Origin of the sequence: Streptomyces boninensis (genome assembly GCF_048572725.1) — a bacterium.
GTDB lineage: Bacteria > Actinomycetota > Actinomycetes > Streptomycetales > Streptomycetaceae > Streptomyces > Streptomyces boninensis.
The window spans coordinates 183,012-207,215 of record NZ_CP183837.1; the positions used below are offsets into that span (position 1 = coordinate 183,012).

Here is a 24,204-nt window from a genome sequence, read left to right on the forward strand (position 1 = left end):
CTAAATTTTCAGTTAGGAGCTAAGGGGATGGCCATTCGCCGACGTCAGGTGCTGCGGACGGGGTTCTTCGCGGCCGTGGGCGGTGCCGCGCTCGCCGCCTGCGGGGGTACGGGCGACAAGGGCGGCCGGCCGTCGCAGGCGGCGGGGTCCGCGGGAGCGGCCGGGGTGTCCGAGGAGACGCCTGGCTGGCGCATGCCCGAGGAGAGCGAGCCGCACGAGCGCACCTTCATGGCCTGGCCGGCCATCCGCAGCATCCACGGCGCGGACTTCGACGGCGTACGCGACGACATCGCGCGGATCGCCCGGACGATCGCCGAGTTCGAGCCGGTGACCCTTCTGGCCAATGAGCGCGATGTGCGCAGCGCCCAGAAGGCATGCGGCAAGGACGTCGAGCTGATGCCCGCCCCGGTCGACGACCTCTGGATGCGCGACACGGGCCCGAGCTTCGTGCTCGGCCCCGACGGCATCGCCGGCATCGACCTGAACTTCAACGGCTGGGGCGACAAGCAGACCCACCGCCGCGACGCCCACGTGGCCCGCACCATCCTCGACCGCGAGCGCATCAAGCGGATCAAGGCACCGGTCACCGGCGAGGGCGGCGGCCTCGAGGTCGACGGCGCGGGCACGCTGCTCGCGACCGAGAGCTGCTGGGTCAACGCCAACCGCAACCCCGGCAAGTCGCGCGACGACATCGAGGACGCCCTCAAGGCGCTCTACGGCGTCACCAAGGTGATCTGGGTGAAGGGCATCAAGGGCGAGGACATCACCGACTACCACATCGACGCCCTCGCCCGCTTCAGCGAGCCCGGCGTCGTCGTCATCGGGAAGCCGGCCGACAGCGCCCCGAGGGACGTGTGGCGGCGCGCGTACGACCAGGCCCGCGCCGTGCTGGAGGACGCCGTCGACGCCCGCGGCAAGCGGCTGGAGATCGTGGACCTGCAGGAGCCCGACGATCTCCGCGGGCACAGCGACGAGTTCCTCGCCAGCTACGTGAACTACTACGTGGTCAACGACGGCGTCATCGCACCCCGCTTCGGCGACCGCCGCGCCGACCGCAACGCCGCGGCCGTGCTGCGCGACCTCTACCCGGACCGCGAGGTGGTGCAGGTCCCCGTCGACTACCTGGGCGAGGGCGGCGGCGGCATCCACTGCTCCACCCAGCAGCAGCCGAAGGTGGGTCGGTAAGCCCCGCGGTCAGCCCGTCAGATCGGCGGGCAGCAGCTGCTCCGTGAGCAGGCGCCGTACGCGGACCGGGCGGTCGGGCGTGTCGAGCCACGGGGTGAGCAGCCGCCAGCCGTGGTAGTAGCCGAGCACGTACAGCGCCATGCCCGCCGCGCCGAGGGAGCCGAGGGCGGCGGCCGTCTCCGCCTCGGAGAGCAGCGCCCAGCGGGCGAGGTAGTCCGCCGCCTCCGCCTGCGGGCGCCCGTCGGCGAGGAGCAGCGCGGCGTTGGCCCAGGCGCCGAAAAGGGCGTTCTGGGCGCGGTGGATAGCGGCGAAGTCGCTGCCGTCGGGCTTCATGCCCAGCTCGCTCAGGACGTGTTCGGCGAGCCACGCCTGCGCCTCGTCGCCGGGGAAGACGATGTCCTGCGCATGCAGCCCGAGGCCCTCGCTGAGGACGAAGGACGGGCCGAGCATGAACCGCACCTGCTGGTCGAGCAGCCCCTGCTCCTCGACCAGGATCCGCTCTTTGAGGAGGGACTCGGCGATGTGCCCGGGGTGGCCCTCGTGGGCGACCACGTACAACAGATCCGCCAGATTGAACGGAAGATCGCCGTTGATGAAGATCGTCGAGTCAAGCCCACCCGCGTAATGCCCGGCGGCCCGGAAATGCGCCCCCGGCTGCAGCCGGCAGTCCACCGACTCGCCCTCCGGCAGCGCCACGATCGCGCCGGTGCGCCGCCGCGTCTCCGCCACCGCCCGCAACACCAGCTCCGGCAGCTGCCCCATGCGCTCCTGAGGCAGCGTGTACGAGCGCTGCCAGGCCCGCAGCCGCTCCGCCAGCGTGCCCCCGCCGGGCGGCAGCGCGCCCGCCAACTGCTCGTGCGCCAGCTCGAAGACCGCCTCCGGCACCGGATCCGCCGCGACACCCAGGCAGGCGCGGGCGTACTCGGCGAACGGCAGCTCCTCCCCGGCCAGCCGCCGCGCGACCGCGCGCATGGCCCGTACCTGAGCCGACAGATAGCGCGCCCGTCCAGGGCCGAACGGCGGCCGGTCAAGCAGCACATCAGCGTCATCGGCCAGCCTCCCGGCCGGCGGCGGCTCCTCCTCCGCGACCAGCTCCCGCCACTCCCCCGGCCCGCGGTAGATCACCACCGTCCCCCCGCCGGCCGCCGCCGCCACCTGCCGGTCGATCCGCAGCGCCAGCAGCGCGTACGCCTCGAACCATTCCGCACCGGTCATCGCCATCGCCCGCTCCGTCCCTGGAAGGTGCCGCCACGAACGACGCTAGATGTACGGTTTCCCGTACGCCGTACGGGAGGAGAAGCGAGGATGCCCCGACCGCGCCCCGCCGACATCTGGTTCACCGACGAACCTCCCCGCAAGCCCCGCCTCTCCCGCGAGCGGATCGTCCGGGCCGCGGTCGAACTCCTCGACGCCGAAGGGGTGGACGGCTTCTCCATGCGCCGCCTCGCCGCCCGCCTGGACGCGGGCGCCATGTCCGCGTACGAATACGTGCGCAGCCGCGAAGATGTGCTCGACCTCGCCATGGACGAGGTCATCGCGGCGATTCGCACCGACGAAGACGGACTCCCCTGGCGCGCGCTCCTGAGCCGGCAGCTGCACCAGAGCCGCGAGATGATGAAGCGCCACCCGTGGATTCCCGCGCTGATGGCCACCCGCCCCCTGCTCGGGCCGCATTCCCTGGCCCGCTCGGAGCTGTTCTACGCCGCCCTCGTCCGGGCCGGGCTCGACGGGCCGCCGCTGGTCGCCGCCGTCGGCACCCTCACCTTCTACGTGCAGGGTTTCGTCGCGACCGAGAACATCTGGCGCGAGTGGAGCGGCGGCAAGGCCGGGGAGGCCGATCTGCGCCTGCGCGCGCAGGAGTTCATCGACGCGCGGGTCGAGTCGTATCCCACCCTCGCCCGGCAGGCGCAGCTGGAGAACGACGACTTCGACGGCCAGTTCACCCGGGGCCTCGACATCATCCTCGACGGCATCGAGAGCCAACTCAGCCGGACAGGCGGCTAGTCAGCGCGCTGCGTACTACGCCGCCGGGCTTACTGATGCGGGCACAGGGCGTCTGTGCCCGCGCACACCCTCACCTGGTCCCGCGTACACCCTTCGGGCGGCATCCTGCCTCCTGGGCGCCCGGACGTGTCAGCCTTCGGACCGTCACCTGACGTAGAGGGAGTTGAGCACCCCGTGCGCCGGCATCGTCCGTCCCCCGCACACCGAGCCAGGCGCCGGGCCGCCAGCCTCGCCGCCGCCGTCGCCCTCACCGCCTTCGGGCTCACCCAGATCCCCGGCAGTGCGACCGCGGGCACGCCGAAGGCGGCGGAGGCCATCGGCTCGGTGAGCGTGCCGCGCTCCGGAGTCTCCGGCTTCGGCGGCGGCACCATCTACTACCCGGGCGACACCGGCCGCCACGGCGCCGTCGCGATCTCACCCGGCTTCCTCAGCAAGCAGGCCGCCGTCGCCTGGCTCGGGCCGCGCCTTGCCGAGCAGGGGTTCATCGTCTTCGTCATCGACACCAAGTCGATCTACGACGTGCCCGCAAGCCGCGGCGACCAGCTGCTCGCCGCGCTGGACCACCTCACCCAGCGCAGCACCCTCAAGGACCGGGTGGACAGCGGCCGGCTCGCCGTCATGGGGCACTCCATGGGCGGTGGCGGCGCGCTGGAGGCCGCGAAGGACCGGCCGGCGCTCAAGGCGGCCATTCCCCTGACCGGCTGGAATACGGACACGACCTGGCCGGAGGTGCGTACCCCAACCCTGGTCGTCGGCGCGGAGAATGACGCCATCGCCCCGGTCGCCTCGCACTCGGAGCCGTTCTACGCCAGTCTGCCAGGCACCACCGACAAGGCGTATCTGGAGCTCAACGACGCCGACCACTTCGCGCCCATGACGAGCAACGCCACCATCGAGAAGTACAGCGTCGCCTGGCTGAAGCGCTTCGTGGACGGCGATACGGGCCAGAATGCCGTCCTGTGCCCCGGTCCCGCACCCGGCAGCGCCGTCTCGGAATACCGCAGCACCTGTCCGTACTGATCCGGCCCACTCGAACGGCCTCCGTATACGTATCCGTCAGAACATAGCTTCGTAGGTGTCCGCGCGACGCGTGGTCCTCGCGCCGGACGCGACACCGCAGCGCCGTCGGTGCGTTGAGCTCTCGGCTGGTCCGGACCCGGGCCGGGCGGACGAGGGCGAGGAGCGCTGCGGAAGATGACTGCGGAACGGGTGGGGCAGGGCGATGAGGGGCCGCCGCGGCTCGGCCTGGCGCGAGCGTACCTACAGTGCGCCCGCGTCGAGCGGATCGTGTGGGCCAGAACCGCCGTCATCGCCGGGTCATTCGCCGAGGAGTCCGCCGTCTTCGTGTCCGCGGGCGGCGAGGTGCCGCCGGAGCAGGTGCCCGCCGCGCTGGCCCGGCTCGCGGCGTACGGGGTGCTGACCCGGGAGGACGGGGCGGCCGACGGGTCGCGGGCGGTGCGGTACCGAATGGGGCGGGAGGCACGCGAGTTCGGCGGCTCGCGGCTGCGGTACGCGGGCGAGTCCGGGATTGCGATGGAACGTTTCGTCATCCACTGCCGCTACCTCGCCGCGGTCGCCGAACACCTGTGGAGCACCGGCTGCCGGCCGCAGGCCGTCGGGCTCGTACGGGAGGAGCTGGAGAACCTCACCGCCGCAATGGCCCAGGGGCGCCGCGACCCCGAGCACGCGCCGGCCGCGCTGGAGGCGGCGGTCAGCCTGTGGTTCTGGTGGGTGGCGCAGGACGACGCCGATGCCGGGCTGCGGGAGCTGCTGCCGCTGCTGCGCGCCGCGCCCGCGGACGGATCCGTACCGGCGCATGCCCACTACCTCGCGGCATGGCTCATGGCGGGCAGCGACCCCGAGGCCGCCGGGCGGCTGCTGGCCACCGCCTGGCCGCAGGCCGTGCTGGACGGCGATGCGGCGACCGCGGGGCGGATCGCGCAGGTGCAGGGGATGCTCGCGCTGCACCGGGGCGACGAGGCGGGCGCGGCCGGGGAGTTCGCGCTGGCGTCGGAGCTGATCCCGCCGCACGCCCTCGGCGGGCCGTCGCGCGCGGTGAGCCTGGCCGCGCTTGCCTTCGCGCTGGCCGGCAGCGCGCCCGCCGCGGCCCGACGCGCCGCGCACCGTGCGCTCACCGCGGCGGACACCGTCGACGACGCCTGGGGCCGCTGCCTCGCGCGGCTCTCCCTGGCGTACGTGGACCACCGCCAGGGCCGCTCCTCCCGGGCCTGGCGGCGTGTGCGACGGGTGCTGGCGGAGGCCGGCGGGTCCGTGCCGCCGCCCTGGGGTGCGGAGTTCGCCCGGCGGCTGATCGCGGACATCGAGCAGGGACGGCGGCGCGCGCTCGACTGGTCGGTGCTGATGACCGGTACGGGGTCGCGCAGGCGCGCGGGCTGGGCGGAGACCGGGTCGGCCGCGCTCTCCGATACGGCGTCCGTGCGCGCGTGAGCGGCGCCCCGGGGCCTTTCCCCCGGGCCGCCGCGCGCTCGCTCACCGCACGGACAAGCGCACCAACTCGCCGTCCCCCGCCGCCCCGTCGACCCGGAAGGCGACGTAGCGCGCCGACCCGCTCGCGTCGAGCTTCCGGACGCGCCCGCGCCCGCTCACCCGCCCGGCGGTGCGGTAGTCGATGCCGTCCTGGCTGAACTCCACCGTGGCCGACGGGGCTCCGGCCGTGGACCATTCGGCTTCCACGGTGCGTATCTCCCGGACCGCCCCCAGGTCCACGACCAGGCGGCCGTCCTTGCCGGGGCGCCACGCCGTGGCCGGGTCGCCGTCCACCGCCGCGGCCGGGTCGGACATGCCCTCCGGGAGCGGGCTGGTGGGGAAGACGTTGCGGCCGAGGGCCAGGTCCTCGTGGGGGAAGGCGGTGGCGCCGCGCAGGGTGACCGTGGTCTCGCGGTCGCCCCGCACCGACGCGACCGTGCTGCGTCCCTGCCCCTCGACGCGCACCCGGCAGCGCGCTCCGGACAGCCGCAGCCGGGCGCCGTCCTCGACGCGCACCCGCAGCCCGGCGGGCAGCGAGCCGCCCGTCGGGGACGTCAGCGTGAAGCGGGGCGGCAGCAGCGCCGCGGCGGAGGCGTCGAGCCGGGCCTCGTACGCCGTGCCGGCGCCCGTGACGGTCTGCTCGCCCTCGTAGACGAGCAGCTTCCGCCCGGACTGCGGCACGTCGATACGGGTCGTGACCGGGTCGCCGGACAGGTTGAAGACGCTCAGGTGGCCCTCGGTGAGCGCGGCCCGTACGGCTGCGTCCCCGGCCTTGGGGGTCGCGCGGCCCGCGGCCGCGCGCAGCTCCGTAGCGGAAGCGCCCGGGAAGCCCTCGATCAGGACCGGCGCCGCCGCCCCGTCCGCGAGCACGATCGTGTCGCCGTACACGGCCAGCGGCTGCTCCGAACCGCGCACCACGACCCCCGCCCGCCCGTCGATGTCCAGCCAGCCGCCGCGGCTGCGCGCGGACGGGGTCGGCCCGGTCACGAGGTCGGTCCAGTCCTTGCCGTCGGGCGAGCCCTGGATGCGATAGCCGCGCCCCGCCGCGGACTCCCAGCGCAGGGTGACCTCCGCGACCTCCTGGGCGGAGCCGAGGTCGACGGCCAGCCAGCTGTCGGCGCGCGGGCGTTCGGCCTTCGCGACCGCCCAGCGGGTCGCCGCGTCGCCGTCCACCGCGAGCGCGGCGCCCCTGCCGGTCTCGGCGGAGGAGGCGGTGGCGGACTTGCCGCGGGCGAGGTCCGTGCCGTCGGCTTCGGCGCGGGCTTCGAAGGCGAAGAGCGAGTAGCCGTACGACGGGTCTGGGCGCACACCGAGCATCCGCAGGTGCCGGACCGAGGTGCGGTCGAAGGTCAGCCGGTCGACGCGCCCCGCGGCCTCGGTGGCGGCACCGTCCTGCGCGCGGACCGTGGCCTCGCCCTCCTGGAAGCGGTACGTACGCGAACCGCCCAGGCCCGCCACGCCCGGCATGGTGAGGTTGTGGATCTCCAGGCGCCCCTCCCCCGCCGCCGTGCCGCTGCTGGCGTAGACGACGGCGCCGGACGGCAGCGTCGTATAGCCCGCATAGCCGCTGTCGAGCCGCAGCAGCGTGGCGGTGCCGTCGAAGCCGTCGCGGATCTTCTCGTACAGCCGGACCGTCCGGCCCTCGGCCTTCGCCTTCGTGTCCGGCAGGAACATCGGCGTGCCGCCGCTCAGCCTGAACAGCCAGTCGTCGTGCGCGGGCTGCCACGCGAACTTCACGAACCCGGCCTTGGACACGGCCCCCGCCCAGGCCGCGGACGACTGGTGCGATACGAGCCCCGGCCCGCTCCCGAAGTCCGTGACCCCGGACGCCTCCTCGAACAGCTCCGCCCGCGACAGCGGCCGCACCTGCCGCCCCTCGGCGGCCGCCCACACATGCAGCAGATAGCTGATGGCGACCTCGGCCCTGGCCTCCGGCTCGTACTTCGGCTCGCCGGAGAACTTCGCCAGCCGGTACTCGGGCGGATACTTCTGATACGCCTCCAGCCGCTCCGCCATCTCCAGCTCCGCCCGCGCGGCGGCCCGGTCGCCCGCCACCTGCGCCAGGAAGGCCAGCGGGATCACATCCCGGCCGTACAGGTGCTCGCGGTCGTTCACCATCGGCATCAGCGGCTCGCCGGCGTCGCTCATGACGCCGAGCAGCGTGCGCCACAGCGGGTCGGCGTTGGGCTGGCGGGTGAGGACCTCCGGGAGCGGGCGCTCGGCGGTGAGGAAGTGGGCGGCGTTACGGGCGGAGGTGCGCCACAGCTCTTCCTGGTAGTGCGGGCCGAAGGACTCGTGGTTCTCGACGATGAAGGTGTCGTAGAGGTTGTTCGCGGTGTTCTTCGATACGGGAACGCCGTCCACGCGCGCCGGGTTGGCGAGGTCGGCGGGCGGGAGGCCGGCCTCATTGCGGGACCAGGTGCCGTAGCCGTCCTTCCAGGCGGCGGCGCGCGGGTCGTCGTGGGCCCAGGCGAGGGCGGGGGCGAGGGTCTGCGCGTACAGGCCCATCTCCTCCAGCTTGGTGTCGCCCTGGTAGCCGCCCTTGAGCCCGTTAGGCGTCCAGTCGCCGGAGTCCGGGTCGTCGCCGGTGCCCAGGGAGGTGGTGTAGGCGGCCTGTTCCCGGGTGATGGTGTCGATGTTCTTACGGGTCGCGGCGTCCAGGTCGTCCCAGAGGAGGCGGGCGGCGAGGATGAAGTACGACTGGAAGGTGGTGTCGAAGAACAGCTTCCTGCCCCACTCCGAGCCGCCGGTGAGCCGGTTCGAGGCGGCGAAGTGGCGGATGGAGGCGAGGGTGCGCTTCTTGAGCGTCTCGCGGTCGATCCCGGCGACCTTCGCGTCGTAGCCGCCGTGCGTGAGCAGCACCGCGTGCCCGAGCACGACGGCGAAGCCGAAGTCCTTGTTGGTGTAGTGCCCCTTGGCCTCGTCCCACTGGGTCTCGGACCAGTTGGTGTGGTGCAGCAGGACGCGATGGTAGGTGGCGGCGATGTCGTCGGGCGGGGCGTCCGACCGCCCGGCGGCCACCGCCCCCGCAGCACCACCACCGAGCGCGGCAGGCAGGGCGGTGATGGCGCCCGCGAGACCTATGAGCTGCAGAAACCGTCGGCGATCGACTGGGAGAGGGTGGTGCGGCACGGAGGGTCCCCTCGGGTTAGACAACGTTGTCAGAAGGCGTTCCGCACATTCTTCAACGTTGTACTTGCGAACGTCAACGGCCGTGCGGCCGCGGATCGACGCGCACGCACGGGCACCGTGCGAAGGTGCACCTGTGCACTTCCCGATCTCCCCATTAGGCGCCACCGCCGCGACCCGGGCCACCGAAGGCACGCGCCGCGGCTTCGGCGAAGAGTCGGTCACGCACACTGACCGCGAGGCCGAGCCGTGCACGCCTTCGGCCGCGAGCGGATCACCCCGTCCCCGGCCGCCCGGCGCTGGGTGAAGGACAACCCGTTCGGCATGTCCCTGCACTTCAACATGTCGACGTACACGAACCAGCAATGGCGGAACCGACCGCCTCCCCCGCCCTCTTCCACCCCACCCGCCTCGACCCGCGCGCATGGGCGCGGGCGATGGAGGACGCGGGGATGACTTTCGGCGTGCTCACCGCGAAACACCACGACGGCTCCGGCCTGTGGGACAGCAAGCAGTCCGCTCACGACATCGCGTCCAGCCCGTACCGGGACGGGAAGGGGGATGTCGTACGGGAGTACGTGGACGCGATGCACGAGGCCGGGCTCAAGGTGGGCTTCTGGGACCGGTCGACCACCTGTGGTTCGACGGCTGGGGGTGGCGCGTCCCGTACGCGCGGATTCCGTACCAGCCGGTGTGCGACATGATCCGCACACTGTCACCCCGCACCGTCGTGGCCAATAACGCCTTCTGCTCCTCAACGTAGGGCCGGAGAAATCCGGGCGCCTTCCCCAGGCCTACGTCGACCGCCTCAAAGAGCTCTCGCCCTAGAGCACGCCCTGCTGCGTGCGGTCCGGCAGGCGCTGGGCGACGATCTTGCGGACGCGGGCGATGGGCGGGTCCGGGTTCGGGGGTGGGGTCTTCGGGTTCCACTGCCGCGTCAGGCGTACGTACGCGTGGATCACCGACAGCATCGACAGGATCAGGAGCGGGCCGAAGATCCACGGATAGCGGGCCATCTCCATCGGGATGTAGCGGTACGAGACCAGCATCGCGGCGAAGACCGTCACCCCGTAGGCCACCAGCCAGCCCGCCTGCCGGTCCCAGCCGCGGTCGAACGCGCGCATCGCCACCTCGATCGTGAGGGCGAAGACCACGCCGGCGACGAGGTCGGCGCCGTAGTGGTAGCCGAAGCCTAGCGTCGCGGCGAGGGTGCATATCAGCCAGAAGGTGCCGGCGAAACGCATCAGCCGGGAGCCGTTGCGGGAGTGGAGGAAGAGCGTCGTGGCCCAGGCGGTGTGCAGGCTGGGCATGCAGTTACGCGGGGTGATCCCGTCGAAGAGGAAGGGCTGCGGGGTGCTGATCGTCGGAAGTACGTCGGGCCACAGGTGCGCCGAGGCCCAGGCGCCGCCGTCGGCGCCGTAGGCGTAGACCGGGCCGACGACCGGGAAGATCATGTAGAAGGCCGGGCCGAGGAGGCCGATGACCAGGAAGGTGCGCACCAGGTGGTGGCCGGGGAAGCGTCCCTCGGTCGCCACGTGGCGGAGCTGGTAGAGCGCGACCAGGGCCGCCGCCAGCGGCAGCTGCCCGTACACCGCCCCCAGCAGGCCCTCACCGAGCGGCCCCGAGGCCTCGACGACCCGGCCCGCGAGCCACGACGGGTCGCCGAGGGCGTGGTCGGCGACGGCGACGTACGGGTCGAGCACCATCGGTCGGGTCTCGGACGTGATCAGCAGCCAGGTGGCGCCGGTCTTGTGCCCGGCTATCAGCAGCGAGCCGAGGCCGACGCCCTTCAGCATGAGGATGCGTTCGCGGCCGGTGCGGCGGGTGACCGCGATCACCGCACAGGTGATGAGCACCCACAGGGCGCCGTTGCCGAAGTTCGGCCTGGCGTCGACCGCGAGGCGCACCACGAGGAAGACGACGTCGATGCCGATGGCGAAGCCGGCCGCGAGCAGCCGCTGCCGCCTGGTGAGCACCACCATCATCAGCGCCAGGCCGCCGTACAGCACCGCCCCCGACTGAGGCGCGAAGACCAGCTCCCGCCCCAGGCTCGTGACCGGCCCCCGATGGCCGTAGTGCCGCGCGACGAACTCCAGGGTCAGCAGGAAGGCGGCGACCACCGCTCCCGCCCCGCCCCACAGCAAGGGCAGTCGCTGCCGCTCCACGGCTCGCATCATCGGCTGCGTCATTTGCCGTGCCGTACTGCCGTGGCCACCGCTATGGCGCTGCCGGCCCCGCCGTGCGAGCCCATGTCTCCACCACCCCCGTAAGTCCCGTCGCGACAGTCTGCCCTGGATGTGGGCGTTCTGACCAGCTGGAAAACTTCAGGGGAAGGCGAGGAAACCGGACGTCAGCGCTCCCGGGGCCCGAAGATCCGCCGCTCCGCCTCCTCTATGCGGACATCGTTGATGCTCGCCTCGCGCCGCCGCATGAGGCCATCCGCGGCGAACTCCCACAGTTCGTTCCCGTACGACCGCCACCACTGCCCCGCCGCATCGCGGCACTCGTACTGGAAGCGGACCGCGATCCGGTCCTCGCCGTACGTCCACAGCTCCTTGCGCAGCGCGTAGTCCCGCTCCCGCGCCCACTTCGCGCGCAGGAAGTCCTCGATCTCGGCCCGCCCGCGGAGGAAGGTGCCGCGATTGCGCCACTCCGAGTCCGGGGTGTAGGCGAGCGCCACCCGGTGCGGGTCGCGGGTGTTCCACGCGTCCTCCGCGGCCTGGACCTTGGCGCGGGCGGCCGCCCCCGTGAAGGGCGGCAGCGGGGGGGCGGGGCTCCTCGGCGGTGCTCACTCGGACCACCCCGAGTTCTCGATGACGTCGACGAAGTCGGTACGGACGAAGCCCGGCTCGTAGCGGGCCAGCACGTCGGCCTTGACGTTCCCGAAGGTGGTCTCGGGCCGGTGGGCGATCCCCTCGTGGAAGGCGCGCAGGATGCGGCGCTTGAAGTCCGGGCGCGGGTGCGCCGCCACGACCTCCGCGCGGGCCGTGTCCGGCACCTGGTCGAGGCCGATCCCGAGCACGTCGAACTCCACTCCTGCCGTCACCAGCGCCACCTCCGGCTCCATCCGCTCCGGGATCCCCGGCGTGGTGTGCAGCGCGATCGCCGTCCAGACGCGGCGGACGGCGTCCTCGCCAATGCCGTGCGCCGCGAGGAAGCGGCGCGCCTCGTCGGCGCCGTCGAGCTCGAAGCGCTGGTGGTCGGTGCGGTACGCCTCCGTCAGGCCGAGGTCGTGGAAGAGCGCGCCGACATAGAGCAGCTCCGGGTCGTACGACAGGCCGCGGCGGGCGCCGGCAAGGGCGCCCCAGAGGTAGACGCGGCGCGAGTGGTCGAAGATCAGCGAGCTCGCCGCCTCGCGGACGAGTTCGGTCGCCTCGCGGGCGAGCCGGCTGCCGGGGATGTCGACGCCGGCGATACGGGCGGCCGGGGTGGCGGTCGTCATCGGTGGTCCCTCCAGGTCGTTGTCGTCGTTACGGCACTGATCCTGGTCCGGGGCGAGGTCGGGCGCGATGTCCGTACGGACAGCTATCCCACACATTCGGACACGCCGTCCGGCTACGCTTCCTGCCATGGCCCGCCGCGCATCACACTCCGTCGCCGTCCTCGCCTTCGACGGCGTCCGGCTCCTCGACGTCACCGCCCCGCTCGAGGTCTTCGCCACCGCCAACTCCCTCGGCGCCCGCTACGACGTCACCCTCTGCTCCCCCGACGGCGGCCCGGTGACCGCCGCCACCGGCACCCGGCTGCTGCCTGAGGCGGCGGCCGCCGATCTGGACCGCGTCGACACCGTCGTCGTCCCGGGCGCGCCCGCGCTGCCGACCGCGCCCGTGCCCGAGTCGCTGCTCGCCGCCATCACCGAGCTGGCGGGGCGGGCGCGGCGGGTGGCCTCCGTGTGCACGGGTGCCTTCGTGCTCGCCGGTGCCGGGATGCTCGACGGGCGCCGCGCCACCACCCACTGGCGGCACACGGGGCTGCTGGCGCGCGCCCATCCCCGTATCGCGGTGGAGCCGGACGCGATCTTCGTACGGGACGGGCGGGTGCTGACCTCCGCCGGGGTGAGCGCCGGGATCGACCTGTGCCTGGCGCTGGTGGAGGAGGATGCCGGGTCCGAGGTGGCGCGGGAGGTGGCGCGCGATCTGGTGGTGTTCCTGCAGCGGCCGGGCGGGCAGTCGCAGTTCTCGGTGCCGGCCCGCACGCCGCGGCCGCGGCACGATGTGCTGCGTGCGGTGCTCGACGCCATCCATGCCGACCCGGCCGCCGATCACTCGGGCCCGGTGCTCGCGGCCCGCGCCGGGGTGAGCACCCGGCACCTGGGGCGGCTCTTCGCCGATCAGGTGGGCGAGACGCCGGCGGCGTATGTGGAGGCCGTGCGGTGCGAGGCCGCGCAGGCGCTGCTGGAGGCGGGCGAGTCGGTGTCGGCGGCGGCGCGGCGGTCGGGGCTCGGCAGCGACGAGTCGCTGCGGCGGGCGTTCCTGCGGCGGCTCGGGGTCACGCCGTCGGCGTACCGGGCGCGCTTTGCGAGTGCGCTGCCGGCGGGGCGCTAGCTGGTGCGCGCTGCAGCCTGCAGGACAGCGCGGCGCACAGCACCGACAGCGATACGAGCGTGACGCCGACCCACGGCGTCCAGTCGATCCCGGCCACGCTGATGACCACGCCGCCGAGTGCCGCGCCGAGGACCACGCCCAGGTGCATCGCCGAGGTGTTCAGGGCGACCCCCGCGCTGCCGCTCTCGGGGTCGCTGCCCAGCAGATAGCTCTGCACGGCCGGGGAGATCATCCAGCTGATCGTCGACCAGACCATCAGTACGGCCAGCAGCAGCCAGGGGTGCCCGAGGCTCAGCGGGATCGCCAGCATCGCCGCTGCGAACAGCGCGGGCACCACGACCAGCGCCCGCCGATGCCCGATGCGATCGCTCAGCCAGCCGCCGAGATAGCCGCCGCAGATCGCCGCCGAGCCGGTCAGCAGCAGCGTCAGAGCGATCCGCCCGCTCTCGGTGATCCCGGCGACCTCCTCGAACCAGGGGGTGATGTACGCGAACAGCGTGAAGTGCCCGCCGAGCAGCAGGATCGACACCAGCTGGGCCAGGTTCAGCGCCGGGTTGCGCAGCTGCCGCCGGTACGCGGCGCCGTCGGCCGGAGTGCTCAGGGTGCGGTCGGGCAGGGCGGCGCGCAGCACGGCTGCCAGCGGCAGCGCGTACAGCGCCATCGCGGCGAAGATCCACCGCCAGCCGAACCAGTCGTTGATCAGCACCCCGGCCGGCACCCCGAAGACGAGCGCACCACTGACCCCCACGAAGATCAGCCCGATGGCCCGCCCGCGCTGCGCCCGCGGCGCCAGCTCCACCGCCAGCAGGCTCGCCTGCATCACCAGCAGCCCGCAGCAGGCGGCCATGCCGATGCGCATCAGCAGCAGCGTCGTATAGCCGGGGCTCAGCGCGGCACCGGCGCTGAACGCGGCGAACACCACCAGGCTGAGCACCAGCAGCCGTCGGCAGTCGGCGCCGCGGGTCAGCCAGCCGAGCACCGGCACGGCGAGGGCGAAGCTCAGCGAGAAGAGGGTGGTGAGCTGGCCCGCCACGCTGACCGAGACATCGAGGTCGGCGGCGAGCGACGGCAGGATGCCGGTGAGGATCGCCTCGGCGAGGCCCGCGGCGAAGGTGGTGAGCGTCAGCAGCAGCAGTCGAAGGTCCACGGTGACTCCCGAATCCCAGTCGTGGGTTTCGGGCGGGTGGCCTTCGGTTGTCCCGTACGGATAGAGCAGCGACTCCGGCAGATTAGGCGGGCCCGCTCGGTCGCGTAAACCCCCGGGCGGGCTTCACCCGTATGCCGCGTATCCGCGCCGCGATGTTGACGTTGACCGGGGTGTGCGAAGCAACCACTCACCCCACTTTGCCGCAGCGCCCTTCATCCCCGCTCCCCGGCGGGACGACTCGCGTTCCGCCGAGGAATCGCTGCTTGAGCTCTTCGATGCCATCGACCAGGCCCGGCTGGAGCTGGCCGCCGAGTGGGAGTCGCGCTTCGGCGCGGAAGGGGCCGATCCCGAGTAGCGGCGGTCACCTGCGATGGACCGCGAAGCGCTCCACCGCCGCGGTGCCGCCGTCGAGGCGGACGCCGAATCCGTAGTGGTACTGCCCCAGCACCTCCGGGTCGTCGAGCCGCGCGTACTGGCCGACGTCCGCGGTGAACAGGTACTGCCAGGAGCCGTCGGGCGCGACCGCGTACGCGGTGAGCTCGTCGCGGAGCACCGCGCAGGCCAGCCGGGCGTCCGGCGTCGGATAGTCGATCTTTCCGTCGAGCTGCTCGATGCGCTTGCCCGCCGGTTGGCCGGCCACCCTGACGTCCCAGCCGGTGCGCTTGCGGCGGTGGTTGTACCAGACGAGGAGGTAGTTCTCCGCGTCCTTGATCAGGCCGGCGAAGAGGGTGTCCTGGGCCGGCGCGTCGGTGCCCGCGTACGAGCGGGGGCTGACGACGATCGCGGCCGGTGACTCGGCGGCGGGGCGGGGCGAGCGGAGCAGGGCGAAGGCGGGTGCGCCGGCGGCCGCCACCGTGAGCGCGCCGCCCTCGGCGCGCACCGTGCCGGGGCGGGCCTCCGGCTCGGGCGCCAGCACCGTGAAGCCGGCCAGGCCGTCCTCGAAGTCCGCGGCCAGCACCTGGCGCGGGAAGTTCTCGCGGGTGGGCGCCGGGGGCAGCAGGTCGACGTCGCGCAGGTGCGCGTCCAGGGCCGCCCGCAGCTCGCGCGTTCTGCCGGGCAGCCGGGCAGCGAGGTCGTCGGTCTCGCCGGGGTCGGCGGTGAGGTCGTACAACTCGGTCTTCCCGTCGTGCAGATACCGCAGCAGCTTGTGGCGGCCGCGCCGCATCGAGACGGTCGGGGCGCCGGGGTTGTGCCAGTGCGGATACACCCAGAACAGGTCGCCGCGCCGCGGCGCCGTACCACCGGCGAGCAGCCCGGCGAAGCTGACGCCGTCGAGGTGCTGGCCGCGCGGGCGGGCGACGCCCGCGGTGTCGAGCAGGGTGGGCATGAAGTCGACCGTGCTGAACGGGGTGTCGACCACCCGTCCCGCGTCCCCCGCCGGGTGGTACGCGATCATCGGCACCCGGACGCCGCCCTCGTACAGCGTCGCCTTGCCGCCGCGCAGCGGGTCGCTGACCGCCACGCCGGTGTCGCCGCCGTTGTCCGAGAGCAGCAGGATCACCGTGTCCTCGGCGATGCCCAGGTCCTGCAGCGTGTCGCGGATGGCGCCGACGCCGTCGTCGATGACCTCCAGCATCGCGGCGAGGACGGGGTTACGGCCCGGTTCGCCCGCGCCCGGCTTGGCCGCGTACTTGTCGATCAGCGGCTGCGGGGCGGCCAGTTTGGTGTGGGTGGCGTAGTGCGACAGATAGAGGAAGAACGGCTTGTCGTCGCCGTGGGCGCGGGTGATGAAGTCCGTCGCCTCCAGATTGAGGCGGCTGGTCAGATACTCGTTCTCCTGGCGGGCGGGCAGGTCGGGGAGCATGAAGTACGGGTGGAAGTAGTCGCCGCCCGCGATGTATTTCTGCTCTGAGGCGATGACATCGGTGAAGCCGTGCGACCAGGGATTGCCGGGCCGGTCGCGTACGGGCCCGGTGTAGGTCTCGGTCTGGTGCCACTTGCCGATCAGACCGGTGCGGTAGCCGGCGTCGCGCAGCGTCTCCGGCAGGGTGTGGTGGCTGGTCGGCAGGTAGTCGTCGCCGGTGGCGTCGAGGAACTCGGTGATGCCTACGCGGGCCGGGTACTGGCCGGTCATGATGCTGGCGCGGGTCGGCGAGCAGACGGGCGCGGCGGCATAGCCGTGCTCGAAAGTGATGCCGTCGGCGGCGAGCCGGTCCATGTGCGGGGTCTCGTTGAAGGTGTTGCCGTAGCAGCCCAGTTCGCGCCGGGCGAGGTCGTCGATGAGGACCACGATGATGTTGCGCTTCGCGGCGGCCGCGGCGGCGCCGGCTCCGGCACTGGAGCCGACCGCCCCGCCGAGTCCGGCCGCGGCCAGCCCGCGGAGCACGGTGCGCCGGTCGGGCTTCGCTGCTGCCATGGGTGGGTCCTCCAGGTCCTCGGGTGCTGACGGACTGTCAACCTACAACGTTGTCTGCAACGTTGATATGAACACCGTATGTCACTTGACGCTGCCCGCCGTCAAGCCCGAGCGCCAGTAACGCTGCAGCAGCAGGAAGGCGATGACGAGCGGGAGCAGGGCCAGGAGGGAGCCGATGACCATCAGCGGGTAGTAGTCGGGGTTGATGGAGGCGGTGGCGTTCCAGCTGTAGAGGCCGAGGCTGAGGGGGTAGAGGTCTTCGTCGGAGAGCATGACCAGCGGGAGGAAGAAGTTGTTCCAGATCGTGGTCAGCTGGAAGAGGAAGATCGTCACGTATCCCGGCGCCAGCATCCGCAGGCCCACGGAGAAGAAGCTCCGCAGCTCGCTCGCGCCGTCCACCCGGGCGGCTTCCAGGACCTCGTCCGGGACGTACGCGGTCGAGAACATGCGCGCCAGATAGACCCCGAAGGGGTTGAAGAGGACCGGGATCAGCACCGACCAGAGCGTGTTGGCCAGCCCGAGCCCGGAGGCGAGCAGATACATCGGCAGCGCGAGCACCGTGGCCGGCACCATCACCGAGACCAGGACGAGGGCGAACAGCTGCTGTTTGCCGGTGAATTCGTACTTGTCGAAGACATAGCCCGCCGCGGTGCTCAGCAGCGCGCCGACGGCGGCGCCGCCGACCGCGTACAGGAGGCTGTTGCCGTACCAGCGGAGATAGACGCCGCCGCCTTCGTCGAGCAGTGCGCGGATGTTGTCGATGAGCGCGAAGTGCGAAAGGTCGAAGAACTTGGAGGCGAAGAGCGCCTCGGAGTTCACGGTCGAGGCGAGCAGCAGCCAGAGCAGCGGCAGCAGCGCGTAGAGGACGCTGACGCCGACGACGAGGTTGGCGGCGCCGCGCCCGGTCCAGAGGCCGCGGCGCCGGCGGTGGGGCGGGGCGGCCGGGGCGGGGGTGGTGGCGCGGGGGCAGGTTTCGACGGTGGCGCTCACGGCTGCACCTTCCTCGGGCTTCTGGGGGCGTACGACGTGCCGCGGGTCACCGCGTAGGACAGGGCGCAGCAGATCAGCAGCAGCAGGACGGAGGCGGCGGCGGCCAGGCCGTAGTTGTTGCGGGTGAAGGCCGCGTCGAAGATGTACATGTTCGGGGTGAAGCGGGGGCCGATGAGCGGGGTGGCCTTGCCGAGCAGCATCGGCTCGGTGAACAGCTGCAGAGCGCCGATGGTGGTGAAGATGGCCACGGTGGCGAGGGTGCCGCGGATCAGCGGCAGCTTGATCGTGAGCGCGGTGCGTACGGGCCCGGCGCCGTCGATCGCGGCCGCCTCGATGAGCTCCTGCGGAATGGCGCGCAGCGCTGCGAAGAAGATAACGGCGGTGTAGCCGAGGCCGCTCCACAGGGCGATGTTCACGAGCGACGGCACGATCATGTGCAGGGTAAGGAAGTTCACCTCGAGGTCGGCGCCGCCCAGGGCCTTCAGCACGGGCGAGATGCCGGGCGTGTAGAGGTAGAGCCAGATGACGGTGGCGATGATCCCGGGCACGGCGTGCGGCACGAACAGCACGGTCTGACACAGCCGCCGGGCCCATACGACGCCAGAGTCGAAGAGCAGGGCGAGCACGAGGGCGCCGACGACGACCACGGGGATGAACACCACCGCGTACAGCAGCGTGATCCCCACGCCACGGACGAAGCTGGGGTCGTCGAGGACGGCCGCGTAGTTACGGATCCCGGCGAAGGCCGTCTCGGCGTTGCCGAAGCCGAGGCCGCGGTGGGTGGTGGAGAAGAAACTCAGGTACATCGCGTACAGCGTCGGCACGACGAAGACGCACAGCAGCAGCGCGGCGAAGGGGCCGAGGAGGACCCCGATGGCGAGACGGTGGGGGCGGTGCCCGGCAGCTCCGGTGGTCGTGGAAGTCGTAGCGCTCATGCTTGCCTCACAGACAGTCCCAGGCTGCGCATGTCCGGCAGCGTTTCGGCCTCGGCGGTCGCGAGCGCCTCGGTGATGGTGGTGCCGTACGACAGCCGCGCGAGGGCGTGGTGCAGGGAGGTGGCGGTGGCCTGCATGCGCGGGCCCCAGATCCAGCCGGTACGGAGGTATTCCGCCTGTTCGGCGACGAGTTGGTAGATGTCCTGGCCGCCGTAGTAGTCCGTCTTGAACTGCCGGGCGGCCGGTTTCACCAGGGACCCGGCCGCGGGCAGGATGCTGGAGCGGCCGCTGGAGAGCCGGGCGGTGATCGCCTCGGGGGTGGTGGTCAGCCAGTCCAGGAAGCGCATGGCGCGCTCCTTCTTGTTGCTGTCGGCGGTGATGGCGTGGAGGGAGACCCCGTCGGTGCCCAGGACCGGCCGCCGCGGATTCCACTGCGGCAGCGGGGCGACGCGCCACTTGCCCGCGCCGCCGGGCACCGAGGCGACCAGGGCGGCCAGGCCCCAGGGACCGACGATGTGTCCTGCCACCCGGCCGCCGGCGAGCGCGGACAGCCACTCCTGGCTGCTGCCGGGGGCGACCATCAGCAGGTCGTCGTCGATCAGCCCCTGCCAGTACGCCGCCACCCGGCGGGTGGGTGCGTCGAGGAAGTTCACCTCCCAGTGGTCACCCTCGATGCCGAACCACTGGCCGCCCGCCTGCATCGCGTGCCCGGCGAGGACGTTGTAGGCGTTCGGGTGGAAGGTGGCGAGGTCGATTCCCGCGGAGCGCTTCAGCTTGCGGGCGGCGTCGCGGAATTCATCCCAGGTGGTGGGCACGTCGACCCGGTGCCTGCGCAGGAGGTCCGCGCGGTAGGCGAAGAGCATGGGGCCGAGGTCGAACGGGACGCCGTAGCGGCGGCCGTCGAGCTCGGCGCTCGTCCACGCCTGCGGGCCCAGGCGGCTGCGCAGCCGCGGGGTGATGAGGTCGGTGACGTCGGCGCAGACGCCGTCGATGGCGAAGCCCGGCAGGTCGGCGTCGACGAGGGAGACGATGTCGGGGGCGTTGCCGGCCCGGGCGGCGTTGGAGAGCTTGGCATTTCCGCCGGCGAGGCCTGAGGTCATCATGTCGAACTGCACCGGGTCGTCCGGGTGCTTGGCGTTCCAGGCCGCCACCAGCGTGTCCGTGCCGCGCAGCGCGGACCAGAAGGTGAGCGGCCCGTCGGGGTCGCTGTTCGCGGCGCTGGCCGCGCTGCACCCCGCCGTGGCGGCGGTCACGCCTGCCAGGGTGGTCCAGGCGCCTGCGGCCAGGAGGCCGCGCCTGCTGATCATGAGGTCTCCTCGTGATTGTCAAATGCATGCCAAATGAATGCGTGGGCTGGAGGCGGCTTTTCGGCTAAGCGTCGAGCACCCGGTGGAAGCGCCCGAGCGCCTCGGCCAGCGGGGCGGCTTCCGGATACCAGGCCCGCTCCCATTCGAGGCTGATCCAGCCCGCGTAGCCGATCCGGTCCAGCGCGGCGCGGATGTCCTGCAGCGGCAGCACGCCCGCGCCGGGCAGCACCGGCCGCAGGTCGGCCGCCGACGCGACGTCCTTGAACTGCACGTGCCGCAGCCAGGGCCCAAGCGCGGCGGCGGTCTCGGCGACCGGCTCGCCCGCCCGCCAGGGGTTCACCGCGTCCCACACCGCGCCGACGGCCGGGGAGCCGACGGCGGCGAGCACGTCGGCCACGGCGGCACCGGTCAGAAACTCGTCGTGGGTCTCGAGCACGATGCCGACCCCGGCGGCCTCGGCGGCGGGCACGGAGGCGGCGAGATTGCGTACGGCCCGCTCGGGACTGCCGATGCCTCCGAAGACCCGCACGTACGAGGCGCCCAGCCTGGCCGCAAGCCGCAGGTGACGCTCCAGCTCTGCGACCACGCCGGAGGCCGGGGAGGCCACCTGGACGTACGACGCGAGGCAGACCACCGCCAGGTCCGCCGCGCCGAGCCGGGCGGCGATCGCGTCCGCCTCCGCCGCACTCTTGTCCGGCGCGATCATCTGGCCGTCGGCGCAGCGCAGTTCGACGCCCGCGCAGCGCCCGTCGGCCGACGCGAGCCGGACGACACCGGCGAGATCCAGCTCAGGGCATCCCAGCGTGCTGAACGCCCGCCGGTTCACGGGACCACCACCGGTCCCTGCACCTCGACGGTGTGGCCGGCCTCCGCCGACGCGTACACGCTGAGGGCGGCGGCCACCACTGAGCGCCCGTAGGCCCCATCGGCGTACTCCCCCTCTCCCCCGCGGGCCGCCGCGACGAAGCCGTCCAACTGCGCCCGGAAGGCCGCCCGCCCATGCGCCGGATCCGCGGCGAGCAGCGGCGTGGCCGCGCCGTCGCGCAGCAGCGACAGCCCGTCCGCCCGGGAGGCCCGCAGCGTCGCATGCTCCAGTACCACCTCCGTCTCGTCGTAGTACGGCGCTCCGCGGCTGGTCAGCGTGAGGCTCGCATGGACGCCGTTGTCGAGCTCCAGCAGCGCGAGCGCGTCGGTCTCCACCTCCATGCCGGGGCGGCCGCGCACCACCGCGCTGACGCTGTGCACGGCGGCCCCGCCGAAAAGCTGGATGCGGTCCAGGCCGTGGGTGCCGACGTTGAGCACGATCCCGCCGCCCGCGACCGCGCGGTCGAAGAACCAGCCGGGACGGGAGCCGGGTTCGTAATGCGACGAGCGCCGGTGGGTGATGAGGAGCGGGTCGCCGAACTCCCCCGAGGCGATCAGCCGGCGCACCTCCCTCACCACCGGGTCAAAGTGGATGACATGCGCCACCGCCAGCAGCGTGCCCGCCTCCCGGCAGGCCTCGATCATGCGGGTGCAGTCGTCGGCGGTGGTCGCCATCGGCTTCTCCACGAGGACGTGCAGCCCCGCCGCCGCGGCCTCGACGACCAGCGGCGCATGCAGCGCATGCGGCGCGGTGACGATGACGGCGTCGAGCCCGGCGGCGGCGAACATCGCGCGGTGGTCGGTGTAGACGGGCGTGCCGGTCGGGGCGGCGAGGGCGTCGGCCGCGGCACGGTGCACGTCGCAGATGGCGGCGATCTCGTACGCGGCGGCGCCGGCGGCCGCCCGGACGTGGTCGGTGCCGACGGCACCCGCGCCGAGCACGCCGATGCGGAAGCGGCCGGTGTGGGTTCGGGGTGTCACGCCCGCACCACCGACCGGTGAGCGCCCGCCTGTTGCACGGCCCCTGCACCCGGCTGCACGGCGCCGCAGGAAGCGCGGATCACCAGCCGCGGCTGCAGCTGCACGCGGTGCGTGGGCGCTTCCTCGCCCGCCTCCAGGCGGCGCAGCAGCAGTTCCGCCGCGAGGGCGCCGACCTCGGACTTCGGCGGGGAAACCGCGGTGAGCGGCACGTCCCCCACCTCCGCCACCTCGTCGTCGTACGCGACCACGGCCAGGTCGCCGGGCACGGCGAGGCCGCCCTGGCGGGCGTGCACGATGAGCGCGGCCGCGTCCCGGTCGCCGTGGCAGAAGACGGCGGTGATGCCCGCCTGCGCGCAGTGCCGCGCGTAGGCGGCGGTGTCCGCGGGCGTCCACAACTCGCGGCGGACCACTGCACCTTCGACCAGCTCGACGTCCAGCAGCCTGGCCGCGGCGTCGAAGCCGCGCGCGACCAGCTCGCTGGTGCCGGTGAGCCGCCGCCCGACGAGGCCGATCCGCCGGTGGCCGAGCGCACGCAGATGCTGCAGCGCGCGGTACACCCCACCGGCGTGGTCGGTCTCCACGTACGTCGTTGGATCGTCGGGGGCGGGGTGCGGCGGCCGGCGCTCCACGAGCACGTACGGCACGGGCAGTTCGCGCAGCCCGTCCACGTACCCCTGCGGATCGTCCATCAGATGCAGATTCGGCACCAGCAGCAGCCCCTGCACGCCGGTCTCGCGCATCGCCCGCAGCTCGCTGCTCTCGATGCCGAGGTCGTACTTCGAGGACGCCAGCACGACGCCGGCGCCGGCGTCCCTGAGGACTCGCTGGATGCCGTCGACGACGCGCGGATAGTAGTAGGTCGTCGACGGGACCAGGACGCCGATCAGGCGGCGGGAGACGGCGGGTGACGGCTCCGGTGGCGTCGGCGGCGGCGCGTCCTGCGGGCGCACGAACGTGCCCGCGCCCTGCCGCCGTTGCACCACGCCCTCGTCCACGAGCTGGCTGACGGCGCGGCGCAGGGTATTGATGCTGACCGCGAGCGAGTCGGCCAGCTCGCGCTCGACGGGGAGCTGTGCGCCGGGGGCCCAATTGCCGTCGGATATCTCCCGGCGGAGCCGTTCCGCGACCCTTCGGTACTTGGGTCCGGGAAGGAATGATTCCTTCTCTTCTTGCGATTTCATGCCGAGGAGATTGCAGTAATCAATCTCTTGCGTCAAGCCCTTGGCGGTGCTTTCGTAACCCAAGCCCGCAGAATTCGAGGAATTCATTCCCTTTCTTGGAATGAATTCGGCACCGGGAGAGGACCCATGAAGTCGAAGAAGCTCATGATCAGCACGGCCGCGGCCGCCACGCTGCTGGCGCCCGCGGTGCTCTACCCGCAGTTCGCGTCCGGCTCCCCCGCCGAGGACACGCGGGCGGCCGCGTATCAAGAGAACACCTTCGAGCGCCCGGCCGCCGGCGGCCCGTACTCGCTCAACGCCTGGAAAGAGGACGGCTGGAGCGCGCCCTGGGAGCTCGGCATGGACGAGCGCACCCTGGTCGACGACGGCTCCCCGGCGCACAGCGGCGACAAGTCGCTGCGGGTGCTCTACCCGGAGGGCAAGATCGGCCCGGAGGACTCCGGCGCGCAGGCGCCGTTCCAGCTGGACAAGGCGCGCGAGTACTACGTGTCCATGTGGATCAGATTCGACGAGGACTTCAGCTGGGGCACCTCGCAGTACGCCGGAAAGGTCGGCATCGGCCTCGCGGGCGGCAAGTCCTGCTCCGGCGGCCAGACCTGCGACGGCACCAACGGCTTCAGCTCCCGCTTCATCTGGCGGCGGGCCGGGGGTGAGGCGGCGCTGTACTACTACCACATGGACAAGAAGGACACGTACGGCGATTACGTCTCGCTGGAGAAGAACGGCTCGGTCATCAAGTGGCCCAAGGGCGAGTGGGTGAATGTCGTGCAGCGGGTCAAGGTCAACTCCGTCACCGACGGGCAGGCCAACCGCGACGGCGAGATCGAGGTCTTCTACAACGGCGAGTCCGCCGCCGAGGTCACCGGGCTGCGCTTCGTCACCAATGACGACCAGGTGGACAAGGCGTACTTCGACAGCTTCGCGGGCGGCGCCACGACGGAGTTCGCGCCGCGGAACGACAGCTATATCTGGTACGACGACGTCAAGGTCTCGACCGATCCGGCGGACATCTGCGAGCTCAGCGGCTGTTCCTGAGCCCGCTGCCCGTATCCCCGTGCCGGGAGGACCCACCACCCTGCCCTCCCGGCACGGAC

General features: G+C 72.3%; 21 protein-coding genes. 8 read left to right on the plus strand and 13 right to left on the minus strand.

The annotated features are described in order from the left end of the window. Positions 1-27 precede the first annotated feature (27 nt). Positions 28-1,185 carry an agmatine deiminase family protein gene (locus tag ACNNMR_RS00880; RefSeq protein ID WP_419992516.1) on the plus strand — a complete coding sequence of 386 codons (1,158 nt, stop codon included), beginning with the start codon at positions 28-30 and terminating at the stop codon, positions 1,183-1,185. Between the two features lie 9 nt (positions 1,186-1,194). On the opposite strand, the gene ACNNMR_RS00885 is transcribed toward ACNNMR_RS00880, so the two are convergent. Then, a complete protein-coding gene (locus ACNNMR_RS00885; protein ID WP_419992517.1) occupies positions 1,195-2,406 on the minus strand; it encodes a hypothetical protein in 1,212 nt (403 codons plus the stop codon). 84 nt (positions 2,407-2,490) lie between these two features. Between ACNNMR_RS00885 and ACNNMR_RS00890 the strand changes: the two genes are divergently transcribed. The 3 genes from ACNNMR_RS00890 (at position 2,491) to ACNNMR_RS00900 (ending at position 5,637) form a co-directional block, all read left to right on the plus strand. After that, positions 2,491-3,189 carry a TetR/AcrR family transcriptional regulator gene (locus ACNNMR_RS00890; RefSeq protein WP_419992518.1) on the plus strand — a complete coding sequence of 233 codons (699 nt, stop codon included), beginning with the start codon at positions 2,491-2,493 and terminating at the stop codon, positions 3,187-3,189. 174 nt (positions 3,190-3,363) lie between these two features. Beyond that, complete coding sequence (locus ACNNMR_RS00895) at positions 3,364-4,209, plus strand: dienelactone hydrolase family protein (protein ID WP_419992519.1); 846 nt, start codon at positions 3,364-3,366, stop codon at positions 4,207-4,209. A 174-nt stretch (positions 4,210-4,383) separates the two neighbouring features. Further along, on the plus strand, positions 4,384-5,637 hold the full coding sequence (locus tag ACNNMR_RS00900) for a hypothetical protein (RefSeq protein ID WP_419992520.1): 1,254 nt from the start codon (positions 4,384-4,386) through the stop codon (positions 5,635-5,637). A gap of 42 nt (positions 5,638-5,679) precedes the next feature. On the opposite strand, the gene ACNNMR_RS00905 is transcribed toward ACNNMR_RS00900, so the two are convergent. Beyond that, a complete protein-coding gene (locus ACNNMR_RS00905; protein ID WP_419992521.1) occupies positions 5,680-8,808 on the minus strand; it encodes a discoidin domain-containing protein in 3,129 nt (1,042 codons plus the stop codon). Between the two features lie 362 nt (positions 8,809-9,170). Here ACNNMR_RS00905 and ACNNMR_RS00910 point away from each other — a divergent pair, with 362 nt between their 5' ends. Then, positions 9,171-9,509: an alpha-L-fucosidase gene (locus ACNNMR_RS00910; protein ID WP_419992522.1), complete on the plus strand. Its 339-nt coding sequence runs from the start codon at positions 9,171-9,173 to the stop codon at positions 9,507-9,509. 120 nt (positions 9,510-9,629) lie between these two features. On the opposite strand, the gene ACNNMR_RS00915 is transcribed toward ACNNMR_RS00910, so the two are convergent. The 3 genes from ACNNMR_RS00915 to ACNNMR_RS00925 form a co-directional block, all read right to left on the minus strand. Then, positions 9,630-10,994, minus strand: coding sequence for a phosphatase PAP2 family protein (locus ACNNMR_RS00915; RefSeq protein ID WP_419992523.1), 1,365 nt, complete (start codon positions 10,992-10,994; stop codon positions 9,630-9,632). A gap of 161 nt (positions 10,995-11,155) precedes the next feature. Beyond that, complete coding sequence (locus ACNNMR_RS00920) at positions 11,156-11,566, minus strand: nuclear transport factor 2 family protein (RefSeq protein WP_420000231.1); 411 nt, start codon at positions 11,564-11,566, stop codon at positions 11,156-11,158. A 27-nt stretch (positions 11,567-11,593) separates the two neighbouring features. Beyond that, positions 11,594-12,247, minus strand: a complete 654-nt coding sequence (locus ACNNMR_RS00925; RefSeq protein WP_420000232.1) for an HD domain-containing protein — start codon at positions 12,245-12,247, stop codon at positions 11,594-11,596. A gap of 127 nt (positions 12,248-12,374) precedes the next feature. Between ACNNMR_RS00925 and ACNNMR_RS00930 the strand changes: the two genes are divergently transcribed. After that, entirely contained in the window at positions 12,375-13,349 is a 975-nt protein-coding gene (locus ACNNMR_RS00930; protein WP_419992524.1) for a GlxA family transcriptional regulator, read from the plus strand. Here ACNNMR_RS00930 and ACNNMR_RS00935 read toward each other — a convergent pair. Next, positions 13,294-14,496, minus strand: a complete 1,203-nt coding sequence (locus ACNNMR_RS00935; protein WP_419992525.1) for an MFS transporter — start codon at positions 14,494-14,496, stop codon at positions 13,294-13,296. The two genes, ACNNMR_RS00930 and ACNNMR_RS00935, sit on opposite strands and share 56 nt — an antisense overlap. A gap of 172 nt (positions 14,497-14,668) precedes the next feature. Between ACNNMR_RS00935 and ACNNMR_RS00940 the strand changes: the two genes are divergently transcribed. Continuing rightward, positions 14,669-14,851: a hypothetical protein gene (locus ACNNMR_RS00940; RefSeq protein WP_419992526.1), complete on the plus strand. Its 183-nt coding sequence runs from the start codon at positions 14,669-14,671 to the stop codon at positions 14,849-14,851. Positions 14,852-14,857: 6 nt separating this feature from the next. On the opposite strand, the gene ACNNMR_RS00945 is transcribed toward ACNNMR_RS00940, so the two are convergent. The 7 genes from ACNNMR_RS00945 to ACNNMR_RS00975 form a co-directional block, all read right to left on the minus strand. Beyond that, positions 14,858-16,852: a sulfatase-like hydrolase/transferase gene (locus ACNNMR_RS00945; RefSeq protein ID WP_419992527.1), complete on the minus strand. Its 1,995-nt coding sequence runs from the start codon at positions 16,850-16,852 to the stop codon at positions 14,858-14,860. Positions 16,853-16,933: 81 nt separating this feature from the next. After that, positions 16,934-17,842 (minus strand): carbohydrate ABC transporter permease, encoded by a 909-nt coding sequence (locus ACNNMR_RS00950; RefSeq protein WP_419992528.1) that lies wholly within the window; start codon positions 17,840-17,842, stop codon positions 16,934-16,936. Next, positions 17,839-18,777: a carbohydrate ABC transporter permease gene (locus ACNNMR_RS00955; RefSeq protein WP_419992529.1), complete on the minus strand. Its 939-nt coding sequence runs from the start codon at positions 18,775-18,777 to the stop codon at positions 17,839-17,841. The genes ACNNMR_RS00950 and ACNNMR_RS00955 overlap by 4 nt, the downstream gene beginning before the upstream one ends. Next, positions 18,774-20,084, minus strand: coding sequence for an ABC transporter substrate-binding protein (locus ACNNMR_RS00960; protein WP_419992530.1), 1,311 nt, complete (start codon positions 20,082-20,084; stop codon positions 18,774-18,776). Before ACNNMR_RS00960 ends, ACNNMR_RS00955 begins: the two co-directional genes overlap by 4 nt. Positions 20,085-20,148: 64 nt before the next feature. Further along, a complete protein-coding gene (locus ACNNMR_RS00965) occupies positions 20,149-20,910 on the minus strand; it encodes a sugar phosphate isomerase/epimerase family protein (RefSeq protein WP_419992531.1) in 762 nt (253 codons plus the stop codon). Continuing rightward, positions 20,907-21,929 carry a Gfo/Idh/MocA family protein gene (locus tag ACNNMR_RS00970; RefSeq protein WP_419992532.1) on the minus strand — a complete coding sequence of 341 codons (1,023 nt, stop codon included), beginning with the start codon at positions 21,927-21,929 and terminating at the stop codon, positions 20,907-20,909. The genes ACNNMR_RS00965 and ACNNMR_RS00970 overlap by 4 nt, the downstream gene beginning before the upstream one ends. Continuing rightward, positions 21,926-23,110 (minus strand): GntR family transcriptional regulator, encoded by a 1,185-nt coding sequence (locus ACNNMR_RS00975; protein WP_419992533.1) that lies wholly within the window; start codon positions 23,108-23,110, stop codon positions 21,926-21,928. The genes ACNNMR_RS00970 and ACNNMR_RS00975 overlap by 4 nt, the downstream gene beginning before the upstream one ends. 126 nt (positions 23,111-23,236) lie before the next feature. Here ACNNMR_RS00975 and ACNNMR_RS00980 point away from each other — a divergent pair, with 126 nt between their 5' ends. Next, a complete protein-coding gene (locus tag ACNNMR_RS00980; RefSeq protein ID WP_419992534.1) occupies positions 23,237-24,145 on the plus strand; it encodes a polysaccharide lyase in 909 nt (302 codons plus the stop codon). Positions 24,146-24,204 lie beyond the last annotated feature (59 nt).